Here is a 12892-nt window from a genome sequence, read left to right as displayed (position 1 = left end):
TTCTTGTATTTTATGTGGCGTTGTATAAATTCGAAAGTCTCGGAAACATTGCTTTTTAAATTATCTATGAAGAGTATTTTATGGTATCAAGAAATATAGAGCGACCTCTTTAAACAAAAAGAAAATAAATATCAAATAAGAGCGGAAAAAGGGGAGAACAACGATATATATGCTCTATTTTTCCATCAATCATATGTTTTAGAATAGTCTAAATGACTAGGGGTTTCTTTTTTCCCGCGAGTTAATTACGTAAACTAGAGTGCTCCCTATGGAAGCATGCTTCAAGTTTAATTCTTTCATGGAGTGAGACAAGCGATGTGTCGATGATAAAAAACGGGAATATTTTTCCACTCCATTGTCAATTTAATAGTGATGTTATGACGTTGTTATTCCAAATAAATCTTTTGTTTTTTGTTACCTGTATCAATATCTAATGTCAGAGCAGATGCATATTTGATGGTATATTGAGACGGATAAGGGACCTACGAGCAACTCCTGTTTTTGTATGCCAGATAGGAATAAGGATGTTGCGTATACCTGGTGGGGTAATTTCTGAAATGGAGATAAAACCTAATTGGGTGAGAATATGAAGCCATAAAAGTGAAAACCAACTTCCTTTTAATTCTGCTTTACAATTTTCAAAGGTATTGACAGCAATATCTTTTAAATAATGGATATTACACATTGGTTCACGTTTTTGTTTATTGCGTTATTTAAATCGTATATACCTTTCACGTAAAACAAAACGCTATTATAGTGCCAATTTACGCGCTTGTTTTGAAAAAATATCTCTCAAGTCCCCCAAGTCCATTTCACGGCACCGACCATGAATGGTATAACGGTAAAGCCATTGTGCGCCCCATCTCCTTCTTAGATCAAAGGTGTCAGTTGGCCGTCATCATTTAATTTTTAGTTTTCGTGTTGAACAACTCTTGTATGGATATGGTGAAGCAGTCTTCTTTTTTCAAATAATCCATATTTCTCCTCGGCTTGTGACGTGTAAGAGAATAGTCTTGATTGATTTATCATGTACAGATTTGAAATGAAGAAATCATACGATATTTGAACTCCATTCAAGATTTATAATGATAAATTAAATATTTTTTATCCAAAAATAATGTGCTTTTAAGCAGATAAAAATTAAAGTTATTTAGAATACCGCAATAAAATCAGTAACGAGGAGGGTGGTTTATTGGAAAAAAATAAACCATGGAATTACTTAACTGATTATTGAATTTTGCTTATTCTTATCTGTTTCGTATGATTAAACATAAGATATTGATTCATAATAATTAATTTTTTTATAGTGAATAATAGTCCTGACGAAAGGCAGCTTTTCTGAAACCACGAAGCCTTTTATATTGAAACAATTAAAATCATTTCTGTGCATATCATGAGTGGAGCTGGTGCATGAGTAAAAGAATATTGAAGAAAGAAATAAAAATATCTCTTATAAGTCTTCTTAAGAGTCAAAGGTGTTGTAACATTAGAGGCTCGTAAATAGTATGATGATGTTAGTTTTCTCCTTCATAAGTGTAAAGATGAGGCGAGACAACAGCTTTTACATTAAATATCGTCCGAACCCAACAAATGAGCGAAATCGTTTTTTAAAAGTTCTGCATAAAAATGTATTTTCAGTTAGTTTGTTAGGAACTATGAGAAATTCCTTTATTGCGCTTAATATAAATAAATCCATATCCCAGACCGATAAGGGCAGATAAACCTGAGCCACAAAGGACCCCAATTTTTGCCGCATCAAGCAGAATAATATCTTTAAAAGCGAGCATTGAAACAAAAATAGACATTGTAAAGCCAATTCCTGCTAAAAAACCAATGAGTAAAACGCCTGTCCAGGTCATATGAGGGGGTAGGCGGCATAGCCCTGATTTTACAGCTATATAACTGGCAGTGATAATACCAAGAGGCTTACCGATGAAAAGACCAATGACAACACCCAGAACAATCAAGAATGATTTGTCAGAAGAAAGATCAAAGTTTGCAAAACTTACTCCTGCATTTGCGAAGGCAAAAACTGGCATGATACCGTATGCAACCCATGGATGCAATGCTTTTTGAACACGTGTTACTGGGGCAATCATGGCCCGTTGTCCTTTGCGCATCTTTTTCAATGCTGTTGAAATATGATGCAGATCTGTTTTTGTATTTTTTTCTTGAAGAATTTGCATAGCGTTACTGAGCATGGTGAGTGGCGCTACAAGAGTACGGGTAGGAAGAACGGGAGTCATCATCCCTAAGATTACGCCAGCAAGCGATGGGTGAACACCTGTTACCATTAAACCCCACCAAATGATTGCACCAGGTAAAATGTAAAGCCATGCTGATGCAAGCCCGATCCACTGAAAAAATAGTACCAAAGCAATACCTACTCCTGTAATCATTAAACCGCTAGGATCAATGTTTGTTGAGTAGAAAAAAGCAATAATAAGAACAGCGATAATATCGTCAATAATTGCTAATGATAGAAGAATAATATGAAGATTAGAAGGAATTTTTTTTCCTAGAAGAGCAAGAATACCTAGAGCAAAGGCAATATCTGTTGCTGTTGGCACAGCCCAACCGCGGATATGTCCCTCGTTAAAATTGAAGATAAAGTAAATAATTGCAGGAACACAAACGCCCCCTATTGCAGCAACAATTGGTAAGATTGCTTGTTTAAAATCGGCAAGAGCACCTTCATGAATTTCGCGTCGAATTTCCATTCCTGCGACGAGAAAGAAAATAGTCATAAGGGCATCATTAACCCAGAAATGTAAATCCCATGAAAGAGTGAAATGACCCAAATTAAAGCCAAGAGGTGTATGCCAAAAAGATTCATAGAAAGCAGCATATTTAGAATTGGCAAAAATAAGTGCAGCAGCAGCAGCTAATAAAAGAACAACACCACTAAGAGCTTCAATATGGAGAAAACGCTCGATAGCAGAAAGCGCTTGATTGGTGACACGAGAAGCGCGATTAGGCAGGCGATTTGAAGATAAATCAGACATGAACAACTCCAAGAATCGACAATTTTAGATTCTATATTCTCTGTATAAATGACTCTGTGTGATACCTTCTGTATCATATAAAAGAAAAAAGAGGAATAAAGTTCTTAATTTATAGGTAAGATCATCATGTTTAAAGCACAAAATGTTTAAGGTGATGTTTCATTTTTAATAGTGAGATGTACTTTGCTTAAAGCCTTGGATAGATCATTTTGTAGAGCAGATTCGAGATCAACTATTGCGAGACCTTTATTATCGTTTGCTTTAATTTTAACGATCAATGTTTGTGAATTTTTAGCAAATTCTCCTAAGGATTTTGAAATTTTTTCTGCTTCGTCATGATTTTTTATCAGAATTTTTGGGGTCTGCGTCATCATTAGATAGAAATCGTCATAAAGTTCCTTTTTTAGATCATGTTGGCTGTCATTAAGGTTTTGCGCAAGATAAGAAAAAAGCTTATCAATGAAACCTGCATCCGTATATTGTATATTAATTTCATTGATGCCAAGGTCTTGAGACGCAGCAATCATTATATTTTTCTGACCAGAAAAAAGCTTTTCATCAACATCAATAACCTTAGCAGATATGTTCCCAGATCCAACGTTTTTCATATTGAAAGACATTGTATCAAGAAAGAGCATACGTTTTTTTTCATCGTAAGAAATATCAATTTTTCCTGAAACATTAAAGCGCTCAAGATTGATTTTTTTAAGCAAATTTAAGTCTTTTTCATTCATTTTTTTAGGTAAAACGGAAAGGTTATTGAGAGAAAGAAAAAGCTTTTTAGGGATAGGCTGTTTCCACAAACTTGGTTTGAATTGGAATGATTCGAGCGTTGCTTTCAACTGCGGTATATCAACAGTGATATTATCAACTTTGGCATCCGCTGAGGTAATGGCGAGCAGTATGTTTAGAAGAAGACCATTTTGTGCTACTTTTTCAGCGATTTTATTATTCTCTTTTCTTGCATTAAGATAAGCTTTGATTAATTTTTCAGGAGTTTGTTCAAGCGGTTTCATCTTTAAACCAGATGTTTTAAACTGTCCAAGGAAGAAAGAGCTGTTTTTTTCTGCCTCTTCAAAAATATCGACACTTATATTATTCAAAGAAATGGGGCCAGTAACGGTTTTACCTTGATTGAGAGCATTGTTTTTTCCAAAAATGATAGAGTAGGCATAGTTGATATCGATATCATGGGCTTTTATTGTATCACTTTTAGCCATAAGTTGCATCTGTTTGGCACCATTTGCTACGACCGTTTTAAGATCCATATTTTTGATACTAACTGAATGGATATGGTTATTTCTAAAATCAGAAAGCTGGAAATTCTTGATTTCAACCGTTTCTGTTCGGTTATTTTTATTTTCTATAGAAAGTTGTATATTGGGAGCAATAATTGAGGAAAGCTCAATACGCATCATTGATTGTAAAAGACGTGATGTTATCGTTCTATCCTTTTCTTTTAAGGATACATTCCGAAGAGAAATTTGGGGAATTTGCACATGAATATTATTATGCTTTAAATCAACATTATAAAATGTAAAAGTTCCGGGAATAAAGGAAAGAGGAGGACGGGCAGAAATGGCACCAATTTTAAGTGATGTACCAGCTGGAACAGGTAATGTCACATTCTTCAAATTGATTTTACCTAGAATGCTTACTTCAGATGTTTTGGCTTTTATGGAATGACGGGCTATTTCTTTTCTTACAAAACTGTCAAGATAGGGTTTTGCAATATAAAATCCACCAACAATTATAATTGCCAAGATAGCAACAAATCCAATAATGCAAGTGAGCCAATATCTGAGGTTACTTTGATACCCACTATTAAGATTGACCATTCTTTCTTCTTTCATTTTTACCACTCTTTGAATTGAGAGTGAAGATAAATTCTTTTAAGCAACGACAAAGGTTTAAATATAGCGTGTACCAGTTTCAACAATTATCTACTCTCTATATTAGAGTTATTCTCATCTTTTTTACAATATAGCTTTATCAACTTTTATCAATTTTCTTTGGGTTCAGCACTTTATAGAAAAGCACGCATAATAAGGAGAGGCAAGTTTATGCGCATCATAATTTTTTATCACTTTAAAATTATCCTAAAATATTTCGATGTCTGCTTTTATCTTGCTGCTGTTTATAGGAATATTTAAAACATAAAAAATATGTTCTTGTTCATTATAATTTAATGGGGAGAGGTAAGTGTTATGACAGAAAATCAAATAATGGCTTTTTCGATCATTGGTCTCATGATGGTTGTTTTTATTTGGGATCGATTTCGTTATGATCTTGTTGCTATTTGTACTTTATTAATAGCTTGTGCCCTTGGTCTTGTCAGTCCGAAGGAAGCTTTTAGCGGTTTTAGTAATGATATCGTTATTATCGTGGGGAGTGTGTTTGTTGTCAGTACTGCTGTATCTCGCTCTGGTATAATGGAATTTATTATCCAACGGATATGGCCAGACGTGAAATCGGTGCGTCTTCAATTAGCTTTTTTGGTTCTTTCTGTTGTCGTATTATCAATGTTTGTTAAAAACATTGGTGCTTTGGCGATTATGCTTCCGATAGCTTTTCAGTTTGCACGTCGTTCTCAGGTTTCTCCTTCTGTCTTTTTGATGCCCATGGCCTTTGGTTCTTTGTTGGGGGGGCTTATGACACAGATAGGAACATCTCCCAATGTTGTTATTTCAGCGATGCAAGAACGTTTAGCAGGAACACCTTTTACTATGTTTGATTTTACACCAGTTGGTGCGGTTGTTGCGACGGCTGGTGTTGTATATTTGGTTCTTTTTTATTGGCTTTTGCCTGTGCGTGTGCGTTCAGGTGTATCGTTTGATGATGCCATTGATATTCGTAATTATGTTGCAGAAGTACATATTCCAATAAATTCACCGATTGTGGGAAAAAATATTGTTGATTTGGTTAAGCCATCAAGTGGTGATGTTATGGTGATTCAAATCATCAGAAACAAAGTATCTATTTCACCATTACCAGATTTTGTTTTGTCTGAAAATGATATTATTTTGCTGGAAGGATCACATACAGGGTTAGATAGCGTGATGAACTCTGCTCGTTTAGAGTTTTCTAAGGGGCGAACTATTGTTGCAGGTGATAAGGACAGTGATATTGATATTATTGAAGCAGTCATTACCCATAATTCACCTCTTATCGGTATTAGTGCGAAAGAGTTTTCTTTATTTGATCGCTATAATGTAAATTTGCTTGCGTTAAGTCGTCAACATGAAAGGGTGCGGGGAAGACTTGATGATATTATTTTCCATCTTGGAGATGTGATTGTTTTGCAAGGACAGGATGCAGTTATTCCAAATTTATTAAGAGAATTGAAATGCTTGCCCCTAGCAAAACGAAATATTGTGTTTGGAAATTTACGACATGGTTTCATCTCTTTAGCTGTTTTATTTATAGCAATTATTTTTACAGCTTTTCATATTGTTCCAGTTGCTTTTTCTTTCTTTTCTGCTGCTGCTGCAATGGTGATCTTTCGTGTTTTGCCCGCGCGTGATCTGTATCAGGCATTAGATGGCCCAATATTAGTGCTATTAGCGGCTCTTATTCCAGTGAGTGAAGCGTTAGAGAAAACAGGATGTACTGATCTCATTGGTCAATGGCTGAGCCAATTGGCAATATTTTTCCCGCCATCCGGTGCTTTAGCGCTTATGTTGGTGACAGCTATGTTGGTCACGCCATTTTTGAATAATGCAGCAACAGTGATGATGGTAGCACCAATTGCGTCAAGTTTTGCTCATTCCCTTCATTATAAGCCTGAAGCTTTTTTGATGGCTGTTGCAATTGGTGCGGGCTGTGAGTTTCTTACACCTATTGGACATCAAAGTAATATGCTCGTGATGGCGCCAGGAGGATATCGTTTTAGTGATTATCCACGTTTGGGTGCTCCATTGGCGGTGTTGATCGTTATTATTGCTGTTCCAATGCTTATGTGGGTTTGGCCCTTACAATAGGATATTTTTAGAAACTTTAAGGATCAATTATAAAAGGTTGTTAATCGTATGAAGATAAGTTGAAGGGATATACTTTATATAAAGAGCTTTAACTGAAGATTTGGAATTATACCACACTGTAATCATGGCGATTCGGTATTTTGGATACAGATAAAAATTTATCTATTTGGTTTTAGTAGATATTCATGGAAATTTACTGTTTATTCAAGTTTTTTCAAGAATTGGTTTTTCTATTATAAATTGTATAATCCAATACAACCAACGATTGCGGTTGAAGACTTTAAAAGATTATCCCTCTATATAATGGAGAGAAAGTTCGCTTGAGATGATAGGCAATCATGATAAATATTAAGGCAGTGAATTTTTCATAATATGTAAAAGCTGTAATGTGAACAAACAGGGTGCTTACATCATTTTCGATTAAGACTGTTGCAAAAATCTGATTGAATTGGCTACATGTTGATTTAAAATAAATAAACGAGTAATTTAAAGATTTTTAGTTAATTAGGGCTACCATCTTTATCCATTTATGCGTAAAAGCACAGGTGAAGTAACTTTTTTCAAGGTATGATATATGTCGTATGATAGTTTTATTGCTGAAGTGAATGCAGAATTTCGTCAGGAAAAGGCGCTTGCTTTTTGGAGACGGTATGGTTTTTCAATCATTGGAGCAGCTATTCTTTTTATATTCATGATAGTTGCTTATCAAGTTTATCATCATACACAAATAAAGAAAGCTGGTTATATTGGTGATGCATTTGTAAAGAGTCTTGATCTTGCGGATACACGTGATTTTGATAAAGCGATAAAGCAATTAGAAACTGTTAAAACCTCTCATTTTGGGGGATATCCTTTTCTTGCTCGTTTACGTGAGGCTTCTTTACTCATGGAGAAAGGTGATATTATTAAGTCAGTGGAGATCTTTGATTCTGTTGCAGCGGATGAGAAAGCACCGCAGATTTTGCAGAAAGTTGCAAAAATTCGGGCGGCTTATATTCTGGTTGATACAGGGACATTAGCTGATGTTGAAAAGCGCATTAAAGATATGGCAAGTGATACCGATCCTATGCGTATGTCTGCAAGAGAAGCTTTAGGCTTAGCTGCTTATAAGGCGGATAAAATGGATGAGGCGGTTTATTATTTTAAGAAAATTTCTGAAGAAGGTTCTTTGGGTTTAAAAATAACAGATCGGGCTCGAATGATGCTTGAGCTTATACAAGCTGAGGGCAAGGCAAATAAGGAATAAATCGATGAGCCTTACCATTGCTATCGTTGGTCGTCCCAATGTTGGGAAGTCAACACTATTTAATCGTTTGGTTGGGCAAAAATTGGCTTTGGTTGATGATAAGCCTGGTGTAACACGTGATCGGCGTATTCATGCGGCAAAACTTCAAGATCTACGTTTTGATGTGATTGATACGGCTGGGCTGGAAGAAGCAGGTGATCATACACTTGAGGGGCGTATGCGTTCTCATACAAAAGTTGCAATTGATGAAGCGGATCTTATTTTATTTGTATTTGATGCAAAGAGCGGAATAACACCAAGTGATTTAAATTTTTCTTCATTGGTTCGCAAATCAGGAAAGCCAATTGTGCTTGTTGCCAATAAGTCTGAGTCAAGAGCGGCAACAGGAGGAGAGTATGAGGCGTGGTCATTAGGTTTGGGGGAGCCATGCCCAATATCGGCTGAACATGGTTTGGGACTTAGTGATCTGCGTGATGCAATTATAGATGCTGTTGGGTCAGAGCATGTTTTTGGCAACAACAAAGAAGAAGATAGAATGATACAACCTGCATCTGTTGGTGATGATGTAAAGGATTTGGAAGAAGAGGAGCTTATTTACGATGAAAGTAAGCCCATTAGGATTGCAATTGCGGGGCGTCCCAATACAGGAAAATCCACTCTTATCAATAGTATGTTGAAACAAGAGCGATTGTTAACAGGACCAGAAGCAGGACTCACGCGTGATTCTATTTCTGTAGATTGGGAATGGCGTGGTCGTCATATTAAACTTTTTGATACTGCAGGTTTACGTCGAAAGTCGAGAATTCAAGAAAAATTAGAAAAACTATCTGTTGCAGATACTTTGCGTGCTATTCGTTTTGCAGAAGTGGTGGTCATTGTTTTTGATGCAACGATACCTTTTGAAAAGCAGGATTTACAAATTGCTGATCTTGTGATTCGTGAAGGGCGTGTTCCAGTTATTGCTTTCAATAAGTGGGACCTTATTGAAAACAGTCAGACCACATTGATTGATTTGCATGAAAAATGTGCGCGATTTCTTCCTCAAGTTCGTGGTTTGAGAGCTGTTCCTTTATCAGGACAATATGGTCAAGGGATTGATAAACTGATGGAAAATGTCATGATGATGCACCGTGTATGGAATCGTCGCATTTCGACGGCTAAATTGAACCAATGGCTTGGAACTGTTGTGGCACATCATCCACCTCCTGCGGTTTCTGGACGTCGACTTAAGGTTAAATACATCACACAGGTTAAGACACGTCCTCCTGGATTTATGATTTCCTGCTCGCGCCCCAAAAGTATGCCTCAGTCGTATTTGCGTTATCTTGTCAATGGGTTACGTGAAACATTTGATATGTCTGGTATACCCATTCGCATATCATTACGAGCCTCTGATAATCCTTTTGCGACACGTTCTAAGAAGAAATGATAACTCTTTAATTTTTTAAGTGAATGAAATCTATACTTAAGAATCTTAAAAATAAGTTTTTTCAATGATCTTTCTTTTCATAAAAGAAAAAGTTTTATTTGCTAAAGTTTTAATTTTATTGATAATCATTTCATGAGAAGAGTTTAATAGGGAGTATTTAAGAAAGAGTACATAATCCTCTTAATGGGTTATTAAAGTGCAAGAATAGATGCAATATGAGGGTAGGGGAATGTAATTATGATGCTTGTTTGAAAAGCAGCATTAGATTATCGTTTCATAAAAATAAAGCTTATGAATAAGCGCTTTTGCTTACGATAGTTTGTCTGAATAAAAAGCAAAAATATTTGCTGAATCTACGGATATTCAATTGTAAAGAGCGAAATTCATAAAAGTGGATTAAAATTGTATAAAGTAGTATGGTAATCGTATTTAAATTTTATTGTGTTTTATTGGCTTAATCTATTTGAAATTTTGGATTTATTAATATCTTGTATTTAAAGGACCTTCTCTTAATACCCTCAAGCTCATTTCGTGATGTGGTCTGTAATGGCGGATGTAAAATACTTTGCGAATAGGATCATACAGAAACCATTGATTATTATCATTTTCATAAAATAAAAAGTGCCAGTTTATTCGAATAAAAGGAGAAAACCAACGCTCTCATACTGTTTTTAGCTTTCTATGTTCTCTTTCAAAACTAGGACTGATATAACATTGGGAGTCGGAAAATAAGATGGTATTAGTTTACACCTTTTGTTAAGCGTAAAAATGGTTGTTCTATGAGTTTTATATTATTCACGTGAACTTTTGTTATACATTCACGGGTGCTGTCGTGAAATCGGTTTAGGTGCTTGGAATATCTTTTTAAGAAAGCATGTAAATTGAAAAATACGTTATTTCTGCAATAAAATTTATATGATAACTTGTGATAGATTTCTTTTAGTATCTTGACGAATAAATTCGGGAACAATATGATGCACACGGTTTTATGAAATGTATTCTTATGTTGCTTTTTAATTAAGGAGCCAATGATGGCGATGGGCGAGAAACCCGTTATGAGCCGTAAGGAGGCTGAAGAGGAAAAGCAAGGAGAGTGTCTTCATTCAGAGGATTTGGAATGTCGTAGTAGGAACTTAAGCGTAGCTTTAGTGCGCAAGCAAGCATTAAAGAAGCGGGAGCATAGGAATAAGCGGGAAAAATCACAAGGAAGGATGGCAGGTGCAATTAAGCTTTCCAGTGAGTTTCTGGCAAGTATTATAGTTGGTATTGTTTTGGGGTTGGGGTTTGATAAGTTAGCAGGTTCATGGCCTTGGGGATTGGTATTTTTTCTCTTCTTTGGATTTGCTGCTGGTGTATTGAGTATTCTTCGGTCTGTGGGGTATGTTTCCTCCAGTCAATTAGGAAAAAAAGGCGTATTGCGCCAAGATAAACAAAATAAAGGGGCCAATGAGAGGTCCGATAAATGAGGTTGAAGTGACAGCGCACGCTCCAGATCCTATTCATCAGTTTGAGGTTTTAAGGCTGATTAAGATTTCCATAGGAAATATGGATTTATCGTTTACAAATGTATCATTGTTTACAGTCCTCACGGTTGTTGTAACTTCTATTTTTCTCTTTATTTCATCATCGAGTCGTGGATTGGTTCCAACACGGATGCAGTCTCTTTCGGAAATGGCATATGAATTTGTAGCATCGACTCTGCGGGAATCATCTGGTGTGCAGGGAATGCAGTTTTTTCCTTTAGTTTTTTCTCTGTTTACTTTTATTTTGGTTGCTAACTTTATTGGTCTCTTTCCTTATTTTTATACGGTTACGTCTCAAATCATGATCACGTTTTCGTTAGCAATGGTGGTAATTTTGACGGTGATTGGTTATGGCTTTTATAAGCATGGGGTCAGTTTTTTGAAACTGTTCGTTCCCAGTGGAGTTCCTGTTGTGGTTTTACCTCTGGTGACAATGATTGAGGTTATTTCTTTTCTCTCCCGTCCAATTAGTCTTTCTCTTCGTCTTTTTGCGAATATGCTTGCTGGTCATATTACGCTTAAAGTGTTTTCTGGATTTGTTGTTTCAATGATTGGGGTAGGACTCGTAGGTGTGGGTGGTTCGATTTTACCGCTTATTATGACTGTAGCAATTACTGCTCTTGAGTTTTTGGTCGCATTTCTTCAGGCTTACGTCTTTACGGTTTTAACTTGTATGTATCTTAATGATGCAATTCATCCAGGACATTAATAGAACTGGCGGTTTTCCGTCGAATAATGCAATTTCGCTTTAAAGGAGAATAACATGGAAATGGTGCTTGCAGCAAAATATATTGGCGCTGGTCTTGCTTGCTTTGGTATGGCTGGAACAGCTTTAGGACTTGGTAATATTTTTGGTAGCTATCTTTCTGGTGCATTACGAAATCCATCAGCAGCAGATAGTCAGTTTGGACGTCTCGTCTTTGGTTTTGCTGTAACAGAAGCTTTGGGAATTTTTTCATTGCTCATTGCTTTATTACTTCTTTTTGGGGTTTAATCATCATCAAAAGGGTATGTCTGTTCTTGCATGAGGAAAGATTTACCCTTTTAGCTCTTAACAAGAGAGATGCCAGAAAGGTGTTTGTCAGTTGTCATCGGTTATAGAGTGCTTTAATAAGCTATTTAAAGGATGAAAGAAGATGTTTGTTTCAAGCGCTTATGCACAGAACACTGAAACGTCGATAGAACATATTAAAAAGGTGGCAGAGCATGCAAATCGTGTGTTTCCGCCTTTTGATTTTGTGCATTTTGGTTCGCATTTTTTCTGGTTGGCAATTTCTTTCGGACTTTTTTATCTTTTTATCTCCCGTGTAATTGTACCACGTATTGGCGGTGTTATTGAAACACGGCGAGATCGAATCGCATCTGATTTAGATCAGGCAATGCGCATGAAGCAAGAAGCAGACATTGTTGTTGAAACTTATGAGCGGAAATTAGCAGAAGCGCGTTTGAACGCGCAGGCTATAGCGCAGGTAGCTAGTGAAGAATTAAAAGAAAAGGCAGAGCTTAAACGGAAAGAAATTGAAGAGAGTCTAGAGAAAAAACTCGCAGATGCTGAAAAACAGATAACAAAAATTCGGGATAAAGCGATGCAAAATGTTGGTTCTATCGCTGAAGAAGTAGCTCTTGAAATTGTGAAAAAATTGATTGACGTTGATATCAGCAAAGAGGCTGTTCGTTCAGTTGTTAAAACTGCGGATTATTGAGGAAGA

10 protein-coding genes are annotated in these 12892 nt (G+C 36.2%); 7 read left to right on the top strand and 3 right to left on the bottom strand.

Annotation, left to right across the window (positions count from 1 at the left end):
• Window positions 1-436: 436 nt before the first annotated feature.
• From ACFINI_RS04080 to ACFINI_RS04070, 3 genes are all read right to left on the bottom strand, one after another.
• Window positions 437-685, bottom strand: a complete 249-nt coding sequence (locus tag ACFINI_RS04080; protein WP_375646108.1) for a hypothetical protein — start codon at window positions 683-685, stop codon at window positions 437-439.
• A 961-nt stretch (window positions 686-1646) separates the two neighbouring features.
• Window positions 1647-3005: a Na+/H+ antiporter NhaA gene (nhaA, locus tag ACFINI_RS04075; protein WP_375646099.1), complete on the bottom strand. Its 1359-nt coding sequence runs from the start codon at window positions 3003-3005 to the stop codon at window positions 1647-1649.
• Between the two features lie 146 nt (window positions 3006-3151).
• Window positions 3152-4858: a hypothetical protein gene (locus tag ACFINI_RS04070; RefSeq protein WP_375612085.1), complete on the bottom strand. Its 1707-nt coding sequence runs from the start codon at window positions 4856-4858 to the stop codon at window positions 3152-3154.
• 354 nt (window positions 4859-5212) lie between these two features.
• Between ACFINI_RS04070 and ACFINI_RS04065 the strand changes: the two genes are divergently transcribed.
• The 7 genes from ACFINI_RS04065 to ACFINI_RS04035 all read left to right on the top strand — a co-directional run bounded on the left by ACFINI_RS04065 (window position 5213) and on the right by ACFINI_RS04035 (window position 12886).
• The gene (locus tag ACFINI_RS04065) at window positions 5213-6985 is read left to right on the top strand and encodes an SLC13 family permease (protein WP_375621096.1); all 1773 of its coding nucleotides are present in this window, start codon (window positions 5213-5215) and stop codon (window positions 6983-6985) included.
• A 574-nt stretch (window positions 6986-7559) separates the two neighbouring features.
• A complete protein-coding gene (locus tag ACFINI_RS04060; RefSeq protein WP_375631557.1) occupies window positions 7560-8231 on the top strand; it encodes a tetratricopeptide repeat protein in 672 nt (223 codons plus the stop codon).
• A 4-nt stretch (window positions 8232-8235) separates the two neighbouring features.
• On the top strand, window positions 8236-9660 hold the full coding sequence (gene der, locus ACFINI_RS04055) for a ribosome biogenesis GTPase Der (protein WP_375612088.1): 1425 nt from the start codon (window positions 8236-8238) through the stop codon (window positions 9658-9660).
• A gap of 1031 nt (window positions 9661-10691) precedes the next feature.
• The gene (locus ACFINI_RS04050) at window positions 10692-11126 is read left to right on the top strand and encodes an AtpZ/AtpI family protein (protein WP_375612110.1); all 435 of its coding nucleotides are present in this window, start codon (window positions 10692-10694) and stop codon (window positions 11124-11126) included.
• Window positions 11127-11133: 7 nt separating this feature from the next.
• Window positions 11134-11892: a F0F1 ATP synthase subunit A gene (locus ACFINI_RS04045; RefSeq protein WP_375606478.1), complete on the top strand. Its 759-nt coding sequence runs from the start codon at window positions 11134-11136 to the stop codon at window positions 11890-11892.
• A 54-nt stretch (window positions 11893-11946) separates the two neighbouring features.
• Entirely contained in the window at window positions 11947-12177 is a 231-nt protein-coding gene (locus ACFINI_RS04040) for a F0F1 ATP synthase subunit C (RefSeq protein ID WP_005773968.1), read from the top strand.
• Between the two features lie 142 nt (window positions 12178-12319).
• Complete coding sequence (locus ACFINI_RS04035; RefSeq protein ID WP_375646092.1) at window positions 12320-12886, top strand: F0F1 ATP synthase subunit B; 567 nt, start codon at window positions 12320-12322, stop codon at window positions 12884-12886.
• The last annotated feature ends 6 nt before the right edge of the window (window positions 12887-12892 follow it).

Origin of the sequence: Bartonella sp. AA56HLJMS (genome assembly GCF_042197145.1) — a bacterium.
Lineage (GTDB): Bacteria > Pseudomonadota > Alphaproteobacteria > Rhizobiales > Rhizobiaceae > Bartonella.
The sequence above is the reverse complement of the archived record's forward strand: the minus strand, read 5'-3'. Positions and strand labels throughout refer to the sequence as shown.

Bases quoted from the DNA above. Each gene is read 5' to 3' on its own strand.
- ACFINI_RS04080 (WP_375646108.1), bottom strand. From the start codon at position 685: ATGTGTAATATCCATTATTTAAAAGATATTGCTGTCAATACCTTTGAA.
- ACFINI_RS04050 (WP_375612110.1), top strand. From the start codon at position 10,692: ATGGCGATGGGCGAGAAACCCGTTATGAGCCGTAAGGAGGCTGAAGAG.
- ACFINI_RS04035 (WP_375646092.1), top strand. From the start codon at position 12,320: ATGTTTGTTTCAAGCGCTTATGCACAGAACACTGAAACGTCGATAGAA.
- ACFINI_RS04040 (WP_005773968.1), top strand. From the start codon at position 11,947: ATGGAAATGGTGCTTGCAGCAAAATATATTGGCGCTGGTCTTGCTTGC.
- der (WP_375612088.1), top strand. From the start codon at position 8,236: ATGAGCCTTACCATTGCTATCGTTGGTCGTCCCAATGTTGGGAAGTCA.
- nhaA (WP_375646099.1), bottom strand. From the start codon at position 3,005: ATGTCTGATTTATCTTCAAATCGCCTGCCTAATCGCGCTTCTCGTGTC.
- ACFINI_RS04060 (WP_375631557.1), top strand. From the start codon at position 7,560: ATGTCGTATGATAGTTTTATTGCTGAAGTGAATGCAGAATTTCGTCAG.
- ACFINI_RS04070 (WP_375612085.1), bottom strand. From the start codon at position 4,858: ATGAAAGAAGAAAGAATGGTCAATCTTAATAGTGGGTATCAAAGTAAC.
- ACFINI_RS04065 (WP_375621096.1), top strand. From the start codon at position 5,213: ATGACAGAAAATCAAATAATGGCTTTTTCGATCATTGGTCTCATGATG.